This is a genomic window from Rhizobium leguminosarum, from assembly GCF_002953715.1.
GTDB lineage: Bacteria > Pseudomonadota > Alphaproteobacteria > Rhizobiales > Rhizobiaceae > Rhizobium > Rhizobium leguminosarum_V.
This window is the reverse complement of sequence record NZ_CP025012.1, coordinates 964,598-982,773: the sequence shown is the minus strand read 5'-3', so window position 1 is coordinate 982,773 and position 18,176 is coordinate 964,598. Positions and strand designations below refer to the sequence as shown.

Annotated in this window: 21 protein-coding genes and 1 pseudogene; 11 read left to right on the top strand and 11 right to left on the bottom strand. The window is 62.1% G+C overall.

Going from position 1 to position 18,176, the window contains the following annotated elements; genetic code table 11:
• Positions 1–161 precede the first annotated feature (161 nt).
• A complete protein-coding gene (locus CUJ84_RS05055) occupies positions 162–2,501 on the top strand; it encodes a glucose/quinate/shikimate family membrane-bound PQQ-dependent dehydrogenase (protein WP_105005439.1) in 2,340 nt (779 codons plus the stop codon).
• Positions 2,502–2,594: 93 nt separating this feature from the next.
• Entirely contained in the window at positions 2,595–3,059 is a 465-nt protein-coding gene (locus CUJ84_RS05050; RefSeq protein WP_105005438.1) for a hypothetical protein, read from the top strand.
• Positions 3,060–3,118: 59 nt separating this feature from the next.
• On the opposite strand, the gene bla is transcribed toward CUJ84_RS05050, so the two are convergent.
• From bla to dmeR, 3 genes are all read right to left on the bottom strand, one after another.
• Positions 3,119–4,048, bottom strand: coding sequence for a class A beta-lactamase (gene bla, locus CUJ84_RS05045; RefSeq protein ID WP_105005437.1), 930 nt, complete (start codon positions 4,046–4,048; stop codon positions 3,119–3,121).
• Positions 4,049–4,160: 112 nt separating this feature from the next.
• Positions 4,161–5,192, bottom strand: a complete 1,032-nt coding sequence (gene dmeF, locus CUJ84_RS05040) for a CDF family Co(II)/Ni(II) efflux transporter DmeF (RefSeq protein WP_105005436.1) — start codon at positions 5,190–5,192, stop codon at positions 4,161–4,163.
• Positions 5,193–5,268: 76 nt separating this feature from the next.
• Positions 5,269–5,541, bottom strand: a complete 273-nt coding sequence (dmeR, locus tag CUJ84_RS05035; RefSeq protein ID WP_105005435.1) for a Ni(II)/Co(II)-sensing transcriptional repressor DmeR — start codon at positions 5,539–5,541, stop codon at positions 5,269–5,271.
• 269 nt (positions 5,542–5,810) lie between these two features.
• Between dmeR and CUJ84_RS05030 the strand changes: the two genes are divergently transcribed.
• Positions 5,811–6,305 carry a GNAT family N-acetyltransferase gene (locus tag CUJ84_RS05030; RefSeq protein WP_105005434.1) on the top strand — a complete coding sequence of 165 codons (495 nt, stop codon included), beginning with the start codon at positions 5,811–5,813 and terminating at the stop codon, positions 6,303–6,305.
• A gap of 107 nt (positions 6,306–6,412) precedes the next feature.
• Positions 6,413–7,042, top strand: a complete 630-nt coding sequence (locus CUJ84_RS05025; protein WP_105005433.1) for a glutathione S-transferase family protein — start codon at positions 6,413–6,415, stop codon at positions 7,040–7,042.
• 42 nt (positions 7,043–7,084) lie between these two features.
• Here the strand turns inward: CUJ84_RS05025 and CUJ84_RS05020 are convergent, their stop codons facing one another.
• The 3 genes from CUJ84_RS05020 to CUJ84_RS05010 all read right to left on the bottom strand — a co-directional run bounded on the left by CUJ84_RS05020 (position 7,085) and on the right by CUJ84_RS05010 (position 9,403).
• Positions 7,085–7,999 carry a cytochrome c gene (locus CUJ84_RS05020; protein WP_105005432.1) on the bottom strand — a complete coding sequence of 305 codons (915 nt, stop codon included), beginning with the start codon at positions 7,997–7,999 and terminating at the stop codon, positions 7,085–7,087.
• A gap of 137 nt (positions 8,000–8,136) precedes the next feature.
• A complete protein-coding gene (locus tag CUJ84_RS05015; protein WP_018241227.1) occupies positions 8,137–8,577 on the bottom strand; it encodes a c-type cytochrome in 441 nt (146 codons plus the stop codon).
• A 190-nt stretch (positions 8,578–8,767) separates the two neighbouring features.
• A complete protein-coding gene (locus tag CUJ84_RS05010; protein WP_105005431.1) occupies positions 8,768–9,403 on the bottom strand; it encodes a LysE family translocator in 636 nt (211 codons plus the stop codon).
• Positions 9,404–9,531: 128 nt separating this feature from the next.
• On the opposite strand from CUJ84_RS05010, the gene CUJ84_RS05005 reads away from it, so the two are divergent.
• Complete coding sequence (locus CUJ84_RS05005; RefSeq protein ID WP_105005430.1) at positions 9,532–10,224, top strand: helix-turn-helix transcriptional regulator; 693 nt, start codon at positions 9,532–9,534, stop codon at positions 10,222–10,224.
• A gap of 70 nt (positions 10,225–10,294) precedes the next feature.
• Here CUJ84_RS05005 and CUJ84_RS05000 read toward each other — a convergent pair.
• A pseudogene (locus tag CUJ84_RS05000) lies at positions 10,295–10,465 on the bottom strand (transposase); the annotation flags it as partial.
• A 38-nt stretch (positions 10,466–10,503) separates the two neighbouring features.
• On the opposite strand from CUJ84_RS05000, the gene CUJ84_RS04995 reads away from it, so the two are divergent.
• Positions 10,504–10,848, top strand: coding sequence for an immunity protein TriTu family protein (locus CUJ84_RS04995; RefSeq protein ID WP_158686905.1), 345 nt, complete (start codon positions 10,504–10,506; stop codon positions 10,846–10,848).
• 18 nt (positions 10,849–10,866) lie between these two features.
• Here CUJ84_RS04995 and CUJ84_RS04990 read toward each other — a convergent pair whose 3' ends face one another.
• Complete coding sequence (locus CUJ84_RS04990; protein WP_105005428.1) at positions 10,867–11,712, bottom strand: metallophosphoesterase; 846 nt, start codon at positions 11,710–11,712, stop codon at positions 10,867–10,869.
• Between the two features lie 137 nt (positions 11,713–11,849).
• A complete protein-coding gene (locus CUJ84_RS04985; RefSeq protein WP_008528928.1) occupies positions 11,850–12,452 on the bottom strand; it encodes a superoxide dismutase in 603 nt (200 codons plus the stop codon).
• Between the two features lie 225 nt (positions 12,453–12,677).
• On the opposite strand from CUJ84_RS04985, the gene CUJ84_RS04980 reads away from it, so the two are divergent.
• The 3 genes from CUJ84_RS04980 (at position 12,678) to CUJ84_RS04970 (ending at position 14,670) form a co-directional block, all read left to right on the top strand.
• Complete coding sequence (locus CUJ84_RS04980) at positions 12,678–13,004, top strand: hypothetical protein (RefSeq protein WP_105005427.1); 327 nt, start codon at positions 12,678–12,680, stop codon at positions 13,002–13,004.
• 219 nt (positions 13,005–13,223) lie between these two features.
• Positions 13,224–13,877 (top strand): class I SAM-dependent methyltransferase, encoded by a 654-nt coding sequence (locus CUJ84_RS04975; protein ID WP_105005426.1) that lies wholly within the window; start codon positions 13,224–13,226, stop codon positions 13,875–13,877.
• 61 nt (positions 13,878–13,938) lie between these two features.
• Positions 13,939–14,670, top strand: a complete 732-nt coding sequence (locus CUJ84_RS04970; protein WP_105005425.1) for a sulfite exporter TauE/SafE family protein — start codon at positions 13,939–13,941, stop codon at positions 14,668–14,670.
• A gap of 35 nt (positions 14,671–14,705) precedes the next feature.
• Here the strand turns inward: CUJ84_RS04970 and CUJ84_RS04965 are convergent, their stop codons facing one another.
• Complete coding sequence (locus CUJ84_RS04965) at positions 14,706–15,050, bottom strand: nuclear transport factor 2 family protein (protein ID WP_105005424.1); 345 nt, start codon at positions 15,048–15,050, stop codon at positions 14,706–14,708.
• 331 nt (positions 15,051–15,381) lie between these two features.
• Between CUJ84_RS04965 and CUJ84_RS04960 the strand changes: the two genes are divergently transcribed.
• Entirely contained in the window at positions 15,382–16,617 is a 1,236-nt protein-coding gene (locus CUJ84_RS04960; RefSeq protein WP_105005423.1) for a multidrug efflux MFS transporter, read from the top strand.
• 108 nt (positions 16,618–16,725) lie between these two features.
• Here CUJ84_RS04960 and CUJ84_RS04955 read toward each other — a convergent pair whose 3' ends face one another.
• Complete coding sequence (locus CUJ84_RS04955; protein WP_105005422.1) at positions 16,726–17,340, bottom strand: TetR/AcrR family transcriptional regulator; 615 nt, start codon at positions 17,338–17,340, stop codon at positions 16,726–16,728.
• Between the two features lie 116 nt (positions 17,341–17,456).
• Here CUJ84_RS04955 and gstA point away from each other — a divergent pair, with 116 nt between their 5' ends.
• Positions 17,457–18,140 (top strand): glutathione transferase GstA, encoded by a 684-nt coding sequence (gene gstA / locus CUJ84_RS04950; protein ID WP_105005421.1) that lies wholly within the window; start codon positions 17,457–17,459, stop codon positions 18,138–18,140.
• Positions 18,141–18,176 lie beyond the last annotated feature (36 nt).

The window sequence follows — 18,176 nt, the reverse complement described above, 5'->3', positions numbered from 1 at the left end:
ACTGCGATCCGCTTCCATCCGGCCCGACGCCCGGTTCGGTGCATCGGCACCCTGCGGCAATTGTGGCCGTTGAAAGGCATCTCCTTCGCGCTATCTGCCTGATCGGCGGGGCTTTTCCGCCCGATCCTTCACCCCGGCTAACCTCAGCGGGAGACAGCCTTATGGCGATCATCGTCACCTCCATCTTCTTCATCATCATCGGGCTGGCACTCGGCGGTGGCGGGCTCTGGCTCGTCACACTCGGCGGCAGCGTCTTCTATCTGTTCGCCGGGCTGATGTTCCTGATTACCGCCGGGCTGCTTCTGATGCGCAAGGCGGTGGCGCTCTGGGTCTATGCGGTGCTCGTCGTGGCGGCACTCGCCTGGGCGATCTGGGAGGTCGGCTTCGACTGGTGGCAGCTCGGCCCGCGCGGCGGCATGATCATCCTGCTCGGGCTCTGGCTGCTGACGCCATGGATCCGCCGGCCGCTCGGGCTGCGCAGCCCGACGGGCATCACCTACGCCGCCAACCCCTGGCCGCTTGCCGTGCCTGTGGTCCTCGCCATCTGCGTCGCCCTTTATTCGATGACGACTGACCCGCACGATCTTGCCGGCGAGCTGCCCAAGGATACGGTTGCCGCCAATCCCGCCTTCGGCGGCAGCGTGCCGGATGGCGAATGGCATCAATACGGCCGCACGCCCTTCGGCCAGCGCTATTCGCCGCTCGACCAGATCACTGCTCAGAACGTCTCCACTCTCAAGGAAGCGTGGCGATACCAGACCGGCGACGTCAAGCGGCCGGACGATGTCGGCGAGACGACCTATCAGGTGACACCGCTGAAGGTGAAGGACACGCTCTATCTCTGCACGCCGCATAACTGGGCGATCGCGCTCGACGCCAAGACCGGCAAGGAGAAATGGAAATACGACGCCAACTCAGGCATGAACCCCGACCGGCAGCATCAGACCTGCCGCGGCGTCACCTATTATGCCGATCCAACCGTTGCCGCCGGCCAACCCTGCGCCGAGCGCGTCTACCTGCCGACATCCGATGCCCGGCTGATCGCGCTCGATGCGGCGGACGGGAAGATCTGCACCGGCTTTGCCGACCAGGGCGTCCTGCATCTCGAAACCGGCATGCGCTACAATCCCGCCGGCTACTATTATTCCACCTCGCCGCCGGTGGCCGTGGCGGGCAAGATCATCATCGGCGGAGCGGTGAACGACAATTATTCGACGCAGGAGCAATCCGGCGTCATCCGCGCCTTCGACATCAATACCGGCGCACTGATCTGGAATTGGGATTCCGGCAATCCCGATGTCACGACGCCGATCGCAGCCGACCAGACCTACACCACCAACTCGCCGAACAGCTGGTCGGTCTTCAGCGTCGACGAGACGCTCGGCATGGTCTACCTCCCGCTCGGCAACCAGGTGCCTGACCAGCTCGGCATCAACCGCAGCGCCAATGTCGAGAAGTTTTCTTCCTCGATCGTCGCACTCGACATCGCCACCGGCCAGCTGCGCTGGGTGCGCCAGGCGGTGCATCACGATCTCTGGGACATGGACGTCCCAGCCCAACCGGCGCTCATCGACCTGACGAAGCAGGACGGCACCGTCGTTCCCGCCCTCGTCGGCTCGACCAAGCAGGGCGATATCTACGTGCTCGACCGGCGCAGCGGCGAGCCGATCATCCCTGTCAAGGAAATCCCGGCGCCTGATGGAGCGGTCTCAGGCGATCATACCTCGCCGACGCAGCCGATCTCTGACCTCACCTTCTCGCCCGAACCGCTGCAGGAAAAGGATATGTGGGGCGTGTCGCTGTTTGATCAGCTCGCCTGCCGCATCGATTTCCACCGCTACCGCTATGAGGGCCGTTACACGCCGCCCTCGCTGCAGGGAACAATCGTCTATCCCGGCAATTTCGGCACCTTCAACTGGGGCAGCGTGGCGGTGGATCCGGAGCGGCAGATCATGTTCGGCATGCCGACCTATCTCGCCTTCACCTCACGCCTGGTGCCGGCGGCCGACATTCCGCCGAGAGGCCAGGATGAGAAGGGCAGCGAACAGGGGCTCAACCGCAATGACGGCGCGCCCTACGGCGTCTTCATGGGTCCGTTCCTCGGGCTGCTCAAGATCCCCTGCCAGGCGCCGCCATGGGGTTATGTCGCCGGCGTCGACCTGCGCACCGGCAAGATCGCCTATATGCACAAGAACGGCACTGTGCACGACATGACGCCGCTACCCCTGCCCTTCAAGGTGGGCGTACCCGGCATCGGCGGGCCGATGCTGACCAAGGGTGGCGTCGCTTTCCTCGGTGCCGCGGTCGACAACTATTTGCGCGCCTACGATGTGACGAGTGGGCGGGAGCTCTGGCAGGGACGGCTTCCCGCCGGTGGCCAGGCGACGCCAATGACCTACATGACTGATGACAACAAGCAATATGTCGTCATGGTCGCCGGCGGCCACGGCTCGGTCGGCACGAAGCCCGGCGACTACGTGATCGCCTATACACTGCCTTGATGCGAGAGCCCTTCTCCTCAAGAGAGGGCGCCGGCGCAAGCTCTAGGCATGGTTGCAACGCCATTCTCTCCTCGGTTTTCGGGGAGAGTTTTTATGGAAATCAGCAGTAATATTCGCAACTATTACGGGGTCGGCGGTCTTTTCGATCAGTCGACCAAATCCAAGCATCAGCAAACGACGGATTTCGACAGCACTGCGCGCAATACCGCGCCCGGTCTCGAGCCCAGCAGCACGCCGCCTTCGATCGCCAATACCATGTGGGCGCTTCAAAGCAGCGAAGGCCCCTATATCAATCCGCCTTCCGACGACGAAGCGGCGGCGAGTGCGGCGCATGACTCCCTGGTCGATGAGTTCTCCAAATGGGGCAACATGACGCCGGCGGAATATATCCGCGCCCGCTATCTCGAGCAGCACGATCTGACCGAGGCCGATCTGGCCGCCATGCCGGCAGATCAGCGGGCCGCGATCGAGAAGGAAATCGCCGAGCAGATCAAGCGCGAGATGGCCGGTATCGAGGATGACGGCACCGAGACGGCAGACGACGTTCCGGCTGCTTGAGCCACAGGCAGATCTAATCCAGCATGCGGCGGGAGCCCTCTCCGCCGCATTTTCGTGCTTCACACCATCTCGACGATCATGCGGCCGACTTCGGCAAAGACCGGGTTGAGCTCCTTCGCCGGCACGGTCGCCTCGCTGATATAAACGGCTGCGACGATCGGACCGCGATCCGGTGGCCAGATCACTGCGATATCGCCGAGAGAGCCATTCGGCCCGGTGCCGGTCTTGTCGCCGACCTTCCAATCCGCCGGCAGGCCGGCGCGCAGCCGTTCCTTGCCGGTCGTGCTTGCCACCAGCCAGGCTATCAGCCTGTCGCAGGAGGCTTCGGCGAGGACCGAGCCGAGCGTCAGATTGCCGAGCGTGTCGAGCATCGCATCGGGGGTCGTCGTGTCGCGCGGATCGCCCTTCCGGCCCTCGTTCAGCGTCGGTTCGGTGCGGTCGAGACGGGTCGTGCCGTCACCGATCGAGCGCAGCCAGTCGGTCAGGCCAGCAGGCCCGCCAAAACTTTCGAGCAGCAGATTGCCGGCCGTGTTGTCGCTGACGGTCACCGCCGCCTCGCAGAGTTCGGCAATGGTCATGCCATCGGTGCCGGCATGTTTCTCGCTGAGCGGCGAATAATCGACGAGCTTGTCCTTGCCGTAGGTCACCCGCCGATCGAGGTTCTCCTCACCCTTGTCAGCACGGGCAAGCACGAAAGCGGCGGCCAGCGCCTTGAAGGTACTGCACATCGGAAAGGCCTCGCTGCCGCGATAGCCGAAAGAGATGCTCGTCTGGGTGTCGAGCACCGAGACGCCGAGGCGGCCGCCGGTGCGTTTTTCCAGCGCAGCAAGGCGGCGGTCGATGTTGTCGTCGCCCTCCTCGGCACTCTCCTTGGCGCCCTCCTCGGCCCCCTCCTCAGCATTGGCGGGAATCGCCAGCGCGGGCAAGCCCATCGCAGACAGGCACAATGCCGAGCCTATCAGCATGCGGCGGGTCAGACTGAGATCCATGAAATCCTCCGGCAAATCAGGAGGACAGAGCTAAGGCGAGATTGCGGCGGCATCTCGTCCCCACGGCGATGTTAATCGTCCGTCGAGCCACTTTGTCGTCCGGCCGCGCCGATCACGCCGCGCGCGTCACCTCGACGGTTACATGCGACAATTCCTCCAGCGCCGAGAGCCTGCCCTTGTAGAAAGCCGGATCGCGCGGCTTCGAGGTAAGGACGGCAACGATTGCGGCATGATGGCCGGGGCCGACCTGCCAGACATGCAGATCGGTGATCCGGTCGTCCTCCGTCTCGATGGCGCCGCGGATCTCGGCCGGCAGCGTCTCGCCTTCGGAAATGACATCGAGCAGGACGCCGCCGGAAGATTTCATCAGGCTCCAGGACCAATTGGCGATCACCAACCCGCCGACGATGCCCATCAGGGGATCGAGCCAGAGCCAGCCATAGAGGCTGCCGAGCGTCAGCGCGGCGATGGCGAGCACGGAGGTCAGGGCATCGGCGATGACATGCAGATAGGCCGCGCGGATATTGTTGTCACCGGTCTTTGCCTGATGGGCATGGTCACCATGGCCGTGATGCGCATGACTGTGGTGGGCGTGGTCGCCATGACTGTGATGCGCGTGGTGGCCATGCCCGTGATGGCCATGTCCGTGATGCGCATGATCGCCATGCGCGACATGGCCGCCGGCCAGCAGCCAGGCGCTGGCCAGATTGACGGCAAGGCCGATGACCGCCACGGCGATCGCCTGGGCAAAACCGATCGGCACGGGATTGGAAAGGCGCAGCAGGCTTTCCCAGGCCATCAGCAGGGCGATCAGGGCGAGGATGATGGCGCTGGCGAAGCCGGCGAGATCGCCGAGCTTGCCGGTGCCGAAGGTGAAACGCGGATTGCGCGCCTGCCGGCGGGCGAAGAGATAGGCGAGTGCGGAAATCAGCAGAGCACTGGCATGGGTCGACATGTGCCAGCCATCGGCGACGAGCGCCATCGAGCCGTAGACGGTGCCGGCGGCGATCTCCGCCACCATCATTACCGCCGTCAGCGCAATCACCAGCCAGATGCGCCGCTCGTTGCGCGCATGATCAGGGCCGAGGAAGACGTGATCGTGTTCCAAGGCATCAATTCCAGCCTTCTCGATTCCGGCACTCATGACAGGCTCCTTCGTCGCTCTAAGCTTTTGTTTTTACGCAATTCTCGAACCGCTTCACACTTTTCCTGGAATTGCTCTAGCGCATATAGGTTCTCAAGACTTCCGATATTTCCTCGACCGCTTCCGCCCTGGCGGCATCGTCGGCGGCATTCAGCACATGCTCACGCAGGTGATCGTCGAGCACCTCGCCGGTCAGCCCGGTCAGCGCGCCGCGAACGGAGGCGAGCAGTTGCAGGATCTCGCCGCAAGGGCGCTCGGCCTCGAGCGCGCGCTCAACCGCCTCCATCTGCCCCTTCAAGCGGCTGATGCGGGCGACGAGCTTCTTTTTCTGCAGAGCGGTGTGGGACATGGTGAGCTCTCATATAATATAGGGGGGTATACTATCAAGAGTAAGGCCAGAGCTCAATGCCCGTGATGGGCTCCGATCCGCCATTGACAAAGCCCGCATTTCCGACGATCTATGATCCATGATCAAAAACGCGCACCAGAGCCGCTCGTATTTTTGGCTGTACCTGTAAAGGGCGGCTGGACAAGATCATATTGTCAACAAGCCGCCGTCAGGCGGCTTTGTTGTATCGGCAGCGTCCTGACGGCAGAATATCAAAGGACGCGAAGACCATGACCGAAATCGAAGACAGCGAAATTTCACTGATGCGCCCATCGGTGGTGACGATCCGCACCGCCAAGCCGCGCGACCTGCCCGAACTCAACGAGATGATCGCCCTGCTTGCCGCTCATCACGGCGATGCGGCTGCTACAACGGCGGAGCAGCTGGAGCGCGACCTCTTCGGCCCGCTGCCCTGGATCCATGCGCTTGTCGCCGAGACCGGCGGAGAGCTGATCGGCTACGCCATTCTCGTGCCGCTCTACAGGGCGCAGGAAGGCAAGCGCGGCATGGACCTGCACCACCTCTTCGTGCGCGACGGCCATCGCGGCCACGGCACCGGCCAGTTGCTCGTCGACCGGGCGCGCGAGACCGCCCGCAATGCCGGCTGTGGCTACCTCTCCGTCAGCGCCGCCACCGGAAACGTGCTGGCGCACCGCTTCTACGAACAACTGGATTTCACCCCGCGTCCGGTGACCGGCATGCGCTATATGCAGTCGATCGCTTAGGGTGACTGGCTCGAAGCTTCGGCTTTCGCAAGAGCCGAAGCTCGACGCATCAAAACGGCTGCACAGTTTTGCCCGACATGCTTTTTCGAATTGCCTAAGGAGCTTTTATGCCTGATTTCAAACTCCATTGTTTCGCTCTCTCGGGGAATGCTTACAAGGTCGCGCTGTTCTTTGCGCTTGCCGGCATCGAGTGGGAAAGCATTTTCGTTGATTATCTGGGCGGCGAAACGCGAACCGAACAATGGCGAAAAACCATAAACGAACAGGGTGAGGCGCCTGTGCTCGAACATGGGCAAACGAAGATCAGCCAATCGGGGATCATCCTGGACTACTTGTCAGAGGTGACAGGCCACTTTGGGGCGCAGACAGCCGAAGAACGGCGTGACATCATGCGTTGGATTCTTTTCGACAACCATAAATTCACGAGCTACTACGCGACGCTGAGGTTCATGTATGGCCTCCAGAAGAGCGGCGAGACGCCGGTCGTCGAGTTTTTGAGACTGAGGGCCAAAGCTGCCTATGCCATTGTTGACGAACATCTGGCGCACCGGGCCTTCATGGTCGGCGACCGGCTGACGATCGCAGACCTCTCTCTGGCGGGCTACGTCTTCATGCCGGAGGAAACCGGGATAGATCACAGCGCCTTCCCGGCTATCGCAGCCTGGAAAGATCGTATCAGCAATATGCCCGGCTGGCGCCATCCCTATGATCTGATGCCAGGTCCCACCTCCCTATAAACAGGCGTGGGACCTTGCGAAGGTGCCAAGCAGAACCGCACTCTAATGGCCCGGCACCGCCTTCAGATAGGCGGCGATCGCCTCGCGGTCGGCGGCCGGCAGATGGGCGATGTTCTGCTGCACATCGACCATAGAGCCGCCGACGGAATCGAAATCGGGGGTGAAGCCGGTTTCGAGGTAGCTGGCGATATCGGCCTCGCTCCAGCCGCCGATGCTCTTGGAGGCCGGGGTGATATCCGGTATGCGGCCCTTGCCTTCCGGATTGGGGGCGCCGGCGAGCCACATATCGGCCTGGAAGCCGCCGAGCGCATCACGCGGCGTATGGCATTCGCCGCAATGGCCGGGGCCTTCGACGAGATATTGCCCGCGCTTGATCTTGTCGTCACTCTTTGCCAGAGCGACGCGCGGCTGATCGCTGAAATAGAGAAATTTCCAGCCGCCGAGCGCAAGCCGGATGTTGAAGGGGAACGGCAGCTCATGCGGCGGCGCGACGTTTGCGCTCTTCGGCAGGGTTTTCAGGAAGGCATAGAGATCGTTGACGTCCTTGTCGCTCATGCGGGCATAGGAGCCATAGGGAAAGGACGGATAGAGGTGCTCGCCACCCGGGCCGACGCCGCGCTTCATCGCGTTGCCGAACTGGGCAAGCGTCCAGGTGCCGATGCCGGCCTTTTCATCGGGTGAGATGTTCGGCACGTGGAAGGTGCCGAAAGGGCTCTTCAGCGCCAGGCCGCCTGCAAGCGTCAGCTTTGCATCGCCTTCGGAACCCGGTGCTGCATGACAGCTGACACAGCCGCCCGCCCAGAAAACCATCCGACCGTTCGCCAGGTCCGGCGCGCCGAGACCGGCCCAATGGCTCTCCGGCAGCGGATCGGGTGCGGTGACGAGATAGAAGGCGCCGCCGCCAAGCACGGCGACGCCGATCAGACAGAGCAGTAACCGGATGAACCTGCGGACCATGCTCCGCCTCCCCTTTACCGAGATTTTCCTGCGCGGAGCGGTTCTGCGACCAGCCCGCACGGGCGGAGAATAAGGTGATCCGCGCCGGCGGCAAGGCCGGCGCGGGTCGCGTATCAAGTTCCAGATCAACCGGCCTATCAATCCTTGATGCGATAGGCCTTGTGACAGCCGCCGCAATTGGCGCCGAGCGTGTTGACCGTGGCGCCGACGGCGGCGGCATCGGCCGGAAGCTGAGCCAGCGCGGTTTCGGCGTCGGTGGAGAGCTTGGCGGCGCGCGCCTTGAAGTCATCCATGTTTTCCCAGATCTTCGGGCTCGCCTCTTCGTCGCCCGTCTCCGTGCCCGGCTTGAACTGGTCGGGGAAGACCTTGGCCGTTGCGGCGATGGTCGTCAGCGCCGCCTTCACCGCCTCGGCGTCATAGGGCTTGGTGCCCTTGGCGATGGCTGCCAGGGCGCCGGCCGAACCGCCGATCTGCTTCATCAGCGCAATGCGCGAATCATGAGTACCGTCGGCGGCGGTCACCGAACCTAAGGCTATGCCGGCCATCGCTGCGGCGGCAGCTACTGCTTTCCAATTCATATTCCTCTCCATTTCTCCTCGGCCAAGTGGCCGGAGGCCAATCTGCACCGGGAGCATGACAAAATCCATGCGCCCTGGCAGTCACGTTTTGCCGGAGCATCATAAAAACAATGTGATAGGCCGTTCTCTGCTTTCATGCATGTCGTTATCCCGGAACCGCTGCAAACTTCCGGGCGACATGCACTGGCGCTCAAGCGCTTTTCCACCCCTGCCAGAGGCTGAAGGCGGAGACGACAACCAGCAGCATTCCGGCGAAGCGGCCGACAAAGGCCGTGACGTCGGGGTTTGCGACGAGCAGGTCGCGGCTGCGGCCGGCCGTCATCGCCAGCGTGCCGTAGATCGCAAACTGGGTGACGACAGTCATGACGCCCATGATCAGCCCCTGCATCCAGATCGGGCCATATTCCGGTCTGAGGAACTGCGGGTAGACGGCAAACATGAAGATATAGGCCTTCGGATTGACGAGACAGGTGACGGCGCCCTGGCGAAAAGCGCGCCAGCCGGAGTGCGCCGTTCCCGGCCCAACCGCCTCGACGGTGATCGAACTGCGGATCAGCGAAATGCCGATCCAGATCATGTAGGCAACGCCGGCAAAGAGCAGCACGTTGAAAAGCTGCGGCAGCATGGTGACGAGCACGCCGACGCCGGCCGCGCCATAGGCCGAATGCACGGCGCCGCCGGCCATGATGCCGCCGGTCGCCGCCAGCCCGCGCTTGACGCCGCCGGTCAGCGAATTGGCGAGCACGAAGAGCATGTCCATACCAGGCACGATAATGATGCCGAACAGAAGGGTGAAGAAGAGCCAGAGGTTTTCATGGTAGTTCATGTCAGTTACCGCCTTGGGTTCTGCGGGCCATTTTGAAAGACCCTGATTGATTTCAATCCGATAGGCGGCTCTATACGGGAACCCAACTGACAGTGTATTGTCAGGAGTGTGGCGGATGGGAGAGGTAAATGCGCAAGGCCTCGCGGCTTTTCGAGATCATTCAGATCCTCAGGCTGGCAAGAAAGCCGATGACAGCAGCTGTCATGGCCGAGACGCTCGAGGTGACCGTGCGCTCGATCTATCGCGACATCGCCGCCCTTCAGGCGATGCGGGTGCCAATCGAGGGCGGGCGCGGCATCGGCTACATCATGCGGCCGGGTTTTGACCTGCCGCCGCTGATGTTTTCGATCGAGGAGATGGAGGCGATCGTGCTGTCGCTGGCGTTGCTCGAACGGACGGCGGACGAGGAGCTGAAACAGGCCGCGCGCCGGGTCAACCAGAAGATTGCAGGCGCCGTGCCCGCGCCGCTGCGCCAGGCAATGGACAACAAGGCGCTTTACGCCTGGGGCTCGATCGCGCAGCCAGCGGGCTTCGACCTGGCGATCGTGCGCCGCGCGATCCGTGACGAACGCAAGCTGATGCTCGGCTACCGCGACGAACTCGGCCGCGCTAGCGAGCGGACGATCCGGCCCGTCGCGCTGATCTATTATTCGCAGACCGCCAATATCGTCGCCTGGTGCGAACTACGCCAGGCGATCCGCAATTTCCGCAGCGACCGGGTGGAGCGCTGCGCAACGAGCGAGGATTTCTTCAAGGGCGACGGCGACCGGCTGCGGGAGCTTTGGACTAGTGGGTGGACGGAGAAGGCTGTACCTGCCTGATGCTCTATCCATTTGTTTTGCGCAATTCCTGTGAAAACCGCCGCACCCTTTTGCTGGAATTACTCTAGGTGTGGGGGCCGTATCGCTGAGGTAGATCACGCCAAGGCGCTCCAGATCGCAGCTTCCAGAAAATGCCGTTCAAAACCCGTCGATCATCAACGCGCGGGACGCCTCATGGCTTGTTCGGCAGGAGTGGGTCGATGGTCCGCCATTCAAAGTTCGTACGATCATGTCGGATCATGCTCGCGCCTCCGAAACATGTTTGGACAGTTTAGAAATATGATTTATGTCCGCAGGATGTCTGAGATCGCCCTTCTTGATAAGTTCGTTGCATGGGTAAAGGACCTGGCTGAAAAGGCTCGGTCCGCCAGCTTGAGCGTCAATTTTGAAATTTGTCCTCCTACGCTGAACCCAGCTGCGAAGGTGGACTTTGAAAGCAGCGAAATCCTGGCCCGGATTACATTTTGGGGCGACGGAAGTTTTCATGCCGAGGCGATCGACCCCGGAACGTCAACCACAATCCTTTCTCGCCACGGTCAAGCGTTGACAAATCGAGCATTCAGCGAGGAATTTCGCGATGTTCTGAATTTGGTAGCCATTAACAGCCCCAGCAGAGACCCATAATATTTATGGGTTCACGGCCTAATAAGCCAGCGTGCGGCTCACCTCGCGGCCGAAGCCGCGGATTTCGATGCGGTCGGGATGGACCTCGACGAGGGCGAAGGCGTTTTCCGTCTCGGTGTCGACCACGCCCTTGAAATTGACGAAGTGGCAGGCGCCGGCCATGCCGTAATTGCCGACGTGGTCGTGGCCGTTGAGATAGGCGACGACATTGTTGCTGGAGGCAAGCAGCTCGACGATGCGCTCGCTGTCCCACATGCCGTGCTCACTGGGTGGATGAATGGGATAGTGATTCATGACGATCACCTTCTCGCCGGCCGCAGCCGCTTTTGCGATTTCATCGCCAAGCCAGGCGAATTGTTCGTCGCTCAGCGCGGCATTCCAGCGATGGGCATTCCTGGCACCCTTGACCTGCAGCTCTGCCAGCATCTCAGCGGCAAGCTCACGATGATGATGGCCTTCGGGCGGCGCGAAGATGCTGACCTCATTGCCGTCAAGCACGATAAAGCGCCAGCCGTGGCGCAAGAAGCTATAATAGGGCGATGGCATGCCGAGGCGCGCGGCGACTTCGGACAAGTGTCCTGCAGAGACCGAGAAATCGTGGTTGCCGAGCAGGAAGAGCGCCTCGTGCCTGAGCTTCTCATAGACCGGCAGGATATCGTCGAAGCTTGAAAAGCTGCGGTCGATGACATCGCCGAGCGTCATGACGAAGCTCAATTCCCAGCCGTTGAACACCTCGATCGCCGCGGCGACCTTGGCGAGGCTGTTGGCGTAATAGCGATCCATCGCCACATGCGGCGCGATCGCCGCATATTGCGGGTCGGCGATGACGCCGAAGCGGAACAAGGTAGAAGCAGAGGAAGACATGGGGCGTGATTAGGAGCGGCTGGTGACAGGGATGTGACGGCTTCGTGTGAAAACGAAACACCCGGCGTTTGAGGCGCCGGGTGTCAAATTCGAAGAGGCGGACGACATCGCCGCCATGGCGGCTGGTCTGGTACCGCTTACTTCGTGGCTTCTTCGTAGCGTTCCAGGACATAGTCCCAGTTGATCAGGCTATCGACGAAGGCTTCGAGATATTTCGGGCGGGCGTTGCGATAGTCGATGTAATAGGAGTGTTCCCAGACGTCGACGCCGAGGATCGGGGTGGCGCCGTGAACCAGCGGGTTTTCGCCGTTCGGGGTCTTGGAGATTTCGAGCTTGCCGTTCTTGACGGAAACCCAGGCCCAGCCGGAGCCGAACTGGGTGGCGCCGGCATTGGCGAAATCGGCCTTGAACTTGTCATAGCCGCCGAGATCCGAGGTAAAGGCCGCTTCGAGCTTGCCCGGCAGCTTGTTGCCGCCGCCGCCCTTCTTCATCCACTTCCAGAAATGGATGTGGTTGTAGTGCTGGGCCGCGTTGTTGAAGAGGCCGGCATTGGTGCCGAAGGACTTCTTGACGACGTCTTCGAGCGAGAGGTCCGAAAGACCAGCTTCGGCAGCGAGCTTGTTGCCGTTGTCGACATAGGCCTTATGGTGCTTGTCGTGGTGGAACTCCAGCGTCTCCTTCGACATGAAGGGAGCAAGCGCTTCGTAATCATAGGGAAGTTCAGGCAATTCGAAAGCCATGTCAGATCTCCTCTTGGCAACAGATTGCGTCTCGGCAGGTGAGGCGGAACATAGGAGGGGAAAGGGGGAGAGGCAACCGGCGAATTATCAAAAAACGACCGGCCGGAGGAAAATTTGCCTCAGTTGCAGGGTTGGAGTTGCGCGTAGAAATCGCTTGAGCAAATCAATGGGAATGCCCGCGCAGAAAACCGCTTTGCCTGTTATGGAGATCAACGGAGACCCGATATGAACAGGAATATAATCCAGCCTCTCACTGCCGCCGTACTGCTTTGCCTGGCAGGCGCGGCGCATGCCTCCTCCGATGACGCCTGGAAGCAGCTCGCCGCCGAGGTCGAGGCCAAATGCAAGAAGGCAGCGGTGACGATCGAGAAGCCGAGCGCGACGGTCGATCCCTTCGGCAGTTCGCATTACGGGCTTGCCCTGGTGACAGGCAAGCCGAAGGGCGCCAAGGGGTTGATCGCCCAGATCTGCGTCTACGACAAGCAAAAGAACACCGTCGAGATCGGCAGCGAGCTGGACGCCAAACAGCTTGGGCTGATGCCGGCAAAATAGGCTGCAGCGGGGCTACCAGCAAGTGCCCGCCGGTGTGGATCTGTGCCTTGCGTCACATTTCGCGGGGAACCGGAACCTACCCTTGGGAGTTGAGAGGCTGGGCTTAGAGCGGTTCAGCTTTTCCATGGAAGCGCAGAACGTTCAAATCTTTTTGTTTTATGCAATTCCTGGGAAAACCGCTTTCCACTTTTCCTGGATTTGCTCTGGGGAGGTGCCGGGATGTCAGAGCTTCGCAGCAGGGCGGAAGATCAGCAAAAAATCTATCAGCGTTGGGCACCGGTCTATGACCGCGTCTATCGCGGCATCCTGCGCGATGGCCACCGCAAGCTTGCTGCACTCGCAGCCGCAGCCGGCACCGATATCCTGGAGATCGGCGTCGGCACCGGCCTGACGCTCGGGCATTACCCGCGTCACTGCCGGGTCACCGGCATCGACATTTCCGAACACATGATCGCGCGGGCGCGTGAAAAGGCGAAGCGCGAGAAGCTGCAGCATGTGCAGGCGCTTGATGTGATGGATGCCCATGCGCTCACCTTTGCCGACCAGTCTTTCGATGCGGTCTGCCTGCCCTTCGTCATCACGCTGATCCCCGAGCCCGAACGGGCGCTTGACGAATGTGCGAGGGTGCTCAGGCCGGGCGGCGAGATCATCCTTGCCAGCAAGCTTGGCGACGGTGCCGGTCTGCAGGGCGCAATCGAGACGGCGGTGGCGCCGCTGGTGCGTCACATCGGCTGGTCCTCCGCCTTCCGCATCCACCGCATCATCACCTGGGCCGAGCGTCGCGGTGATTTCGCGCCTGCCGATATCCTGCCGGTCTTTCCGAACGGCTTCTTCAAGATCGTCCGTCTGAAGCAGCACGGACTTGCCGCCTGAGACCGGGAAATTTTTCCCCGCGTCGCTTATTCTGATGCTACCGTTCGTCTGAGGGGACTGCATGACATCGGATTTCTTCTTCTTCATCGTCGTGGGTTTCTGCGCGCAGATCGTCGACGGTGCGCTCGGCATGGCCTTCGGCGTGCTGTCGACGACGAGCCTTCTCGCCTTCGGGGTGCCGGCGGCCAATGCCAGCGCCATGACGCATGTGGCGGAAGTGTTCACGACCGCCGCGTCGGGCCTTTCGCACGCCTATCATCGCAACGTCGACTGGCGCCTGGTGGCGCGGCTTGCACCGGCCGGCATGATCGGCGGCGCGATCGGCGCCTATCTGCTCGCCAATATCGACGGCAAGGTGATCGCGCCCTTCGTGTCGGCCTATCTGATCGCGATCGGACTGGTGATCCTCTACAAGGCCTTTCGGCCACCGCCGAAGCGGGATGTCCGTGACTGGATCGTGCCGCCGGTCGGGTTTTGCGGCGGCGTGCTCGATGCGATCGGCGGCGGCGGATGGGGACCGATCGTCACCAGTTCGCTCGTCAGCCGCGGCCATGACCTGAAACGGGTGATCGGCTCGACCAATTTCACCGAATTCGCGGTGACGCTGACGATTTCCCTGACCTTCATGCTGACGCTCGGCTGGTCGGAACTCAATTCGGCGATCGGCCTGATCATCGGCGGCGTCATCGCTGCCCCCTTCGGCGCGATCCTCGTCAAACGGCTGCCGGTGCGGCCGCTGATGGTGGCGGTCTCGATGATCATCATCGGCACTTCGGCAATGCGGCTCCTGTAGGCGCCGGCGTGGCCGATGCACGCATCGGCCGGAGGTTACAGATTCCGGCCGAAATAAACATCCACGGAGGCGATCTTGTCGCCGCGGAAGCGAAAGCTCTCTATGTTGCGGAAGCTGCCGCCGTCCCGTTTTTCGGCGCGGTAGCGGATGACCGCCTCGTCGCCGTCGATCGCCAGGAATTCGATGTCAAAGCCGCGGAAGACCGGCTCCTTCGGCCAGCAGCGCTCGAAATAGGTCGCCCGGTCGATGTGGTCGTCACGCGGACTGGAGAAGGTGAAATCCTCCGTCAACATGGCGCCGACGATATCCTTGCGGTCGTCGAGATAGGCGGCGTAGAGATGACGGACGGTCTGCTCTCGGGATGTGCGCATGTCGCTCATGGCAATCTCCTCGGATTAACCGATTGCATAATACAATCGGTCATGTTGTAGCACTTTTGCCCGAAATGGTCCAGATTGCGGCTCTCATTTCCAAAGACAGGCCACCGATGCGAAAGCGCCGTCTTGAAGGATGGGCCATAGCGCGGTTATATCAGCGCGTGCCCGCCCTGGAACGACGAGCGCGTGCACCACTACGGCCCATGCGTTCGACCTCGAAAAGCTCGATCTCAGGACAGTTTCACCCGCGCCGAATTCCTCGCCGCGGCAATGGGCACATCGTTCCATCAGGGCGGCGGAACCGCGCCGCACCATCAATGCCGGGGCCGAGAGAATGACCGATACGCAATTGGACGCCGCCAGCGCCAGGCCGGGCTCGATCCACTGGAAGCGCAACCTCACCATCTCGTTGATCGGCTCCTTCACCACGATCGTGGCGATGACGCTGCTGCTTCCCTTCCTGCCGCTCTATGTCGAGGAACTCGGCGTCAGCGACCATGCTGACATCGTGCAATGGTCGGGCATCGCCTATGGCGCCACCTTCTTCGCTGCGGCTCTCGTCGCGCCGCTCTGGGGGCGGCTCGGCGATATCTACGGCCGCAAGCTGATGCTGGTGCGCGCCAGCCTCGGTATGACGCTGGCGATCTCGCTGATGGGCATGGCCGGCAATGTCTGGCAGCTGGTGGCGCTGCGCCTCTTCGTCGGGCTTGCCGGCGGTTATGCCTCCGGCTCGATGGTGCTGGTGGCGACGCAGACGCCAAAGGACCGTTCGGCCTGGGCGCTCGGCGTGCTCTCCTCCGGCATCATGGCCGGCAATCTCGTCGGGCCGCTGATCGGCGGGGCGTTGCCGCCGATCATCGGCATCCGCGGCACGTTTCTCGCCGCCGGCGGCATGATCTTCCTCGCCTTTCTCGCCACAGCCTTGCTGATCAAGGAAGAGAAATCGCCGGCCCGCAAGCAGGCGGCCAAGGCCAGCGGCGGCTGGAAATCCATTGCCGACAAGCGGCCCGTCATCGCCATGCTGGCGACGGGCATGCTCTTGATGTTCGCCAATATGTCGATCGAGCCGATCATCACCGTCTATGTCGCGCAGCTCGTGCCCGTCGAAGCCCAGGTGACGATGATATCGGGCATCGTCATGTCGGCCGCCGCCCTCGGCAGTATTCTCTCGGCCTCATGGCTCGGCAAGCTTGCCGACAGGATCGGCCATTGGCCGGTTATTTCAGGCGCGCTCGCCGTCGCCGGGCTGCTGCTGATCCCGCAGGCCTTCGTCACCAGCTCCTGGCAGCTGATCATCCTGCGTTTCCTGATGGGCGCAGCACTCGGCGGGCTGCTGCCCTGCATCGCCGCGGTCATCCGCCACAGCGTGCCGGACAGTGCGGCCGGCAGCATTCTCGGGCTTTCCATCTCCTCGCAATATGTCGGCCAGGTGGCCGGCCCCATCCTTGGCGGTTTCGTCGGCGGGCATATCGGCATGCGGGCGGTGTTCCTCGGCACCTCCGTGCTGCTTGTCGCCGGTGCGGCCTATGCCTGGGTGGTACGGCCGAGGGATAGGCAGACATCGAGCTAGAGCATGATGCCGAAAAGTGTGAGCGGTTTTCGGCCGACATCATGCTCTAACTATATAATTTAGAACAGGATTCAGATTTTAGGCCGACCCGGCTAAAATCATCCTGTTCTAGGGGGCGCTCCCGCAGATCAGCTCGACGCCCGACCGGGCGATCGCTTCCAGCGTCTCGCGGCTGTCGCCGGCGCGGGCGCGGACGGCGAGTGAATGCATGACGGCGGAGGCGAGCCTTGCAAGCATCTCAGGATCGGCGCTTCGGGGAAGCTCCCCCCTTTCCACGGCAAGGCGCATGCGCTTTTCGATCTCGTCGTCGAAATCGTTGAGGCTGCGGCCGAGCACCTCGCGGACCCGCTCATGCTGGACCGCCTCGGCCGATGCCGTGCCGATCAGCAGACAGCCGCGGGCGGCGGTTTCACCGTGTAGATAGATCGCCAGCGCACCGGCATAGACGCGGGCGATATTGTCGCGAAGCGGCAGTGACGGGTCGAGCGCCTCAGTCAGCACATCCATGCCGTCCTGCCGATACCTCTCCAGCGTATCGAGGTAGAGATCCTCCTTGTCGCCGAAGGCGCCGTAGAGGCTCGGGCGGTTGAGGTTGGTCGCAGCGCTCAGATTGTCGAGCGAGGCGGCGGCAAAACCCCTGTCCCAGAAGACATCCCGCGCCTTGCCGAGCGCCGCCTTGGCGTCGAAGGCCCTCGGGCGGCCGCGCTTCTTCTCGCCCTTCATATTTTGTACCGTTTCGCATTAAATTCTTGACGAGAATTATTTTATGCGAAACAGTACAAATGTTCAACACTATCGGCGGGCGGCATCGACCGCCTCTGCAAGGAGAGGAAACCGCAGTGAAACTCTATATGCACGCCGCAGCCTGTTCGCTTTCGCCGCACATCATCTGCCGGGAGCTGGGGCTCGATATCGAGCTCGTCCAGGTCGACCGGCAAACCCACAGGACGAGCAGCGGCGAGGATTACCTCGCCATCAACGGCAACGGCTATGTGCCGGCACTGATGCTCGACGATGGCAAGGTGCTGACCGAGGGGCCGGCGATCGTGCAGTTCCTCGCCGACAGCGTGCCGGAAGGGGCAGCCCTATTGCCTGAGGTCGGCAACATCCGCCGCAACGAGGTGCAGTCCTATCTGAACTTCATCACCGCCGAGCTGCACAAGCCGATGGTGTTGCTCTTCAATCCGATTTATTCCAGCGTTCATGGCGAGGTCCGCGCGCTGATCTCGAAGCGGCTCGCCTGGCTGAACGGCCGTCTTGCCGGACCCTATCTCACCGGCGATGCGTTTACGGTGGCGGATGCCTATCTCTTCGTCTGCCTGAACTGGTCGCCCTGGACCGACATCGATCTCAACCAATGGCCGGCGCTGCACGCCTTCATGGCCCGGGTGGCGGCACGACCGAAGGTGCGCGAGGCGCTGCAGGCCGAAGACCTCGAGGCCTTCGATGCCGACGGCGTCTATTTCGCGCCGCACGCCTATCTCGCCTCGTCAGGACGGACCGGCTCGCCGGTCAGGCCGTAAACGCCAGGCCGCCCGCACCCGTGACACGGATGGGCA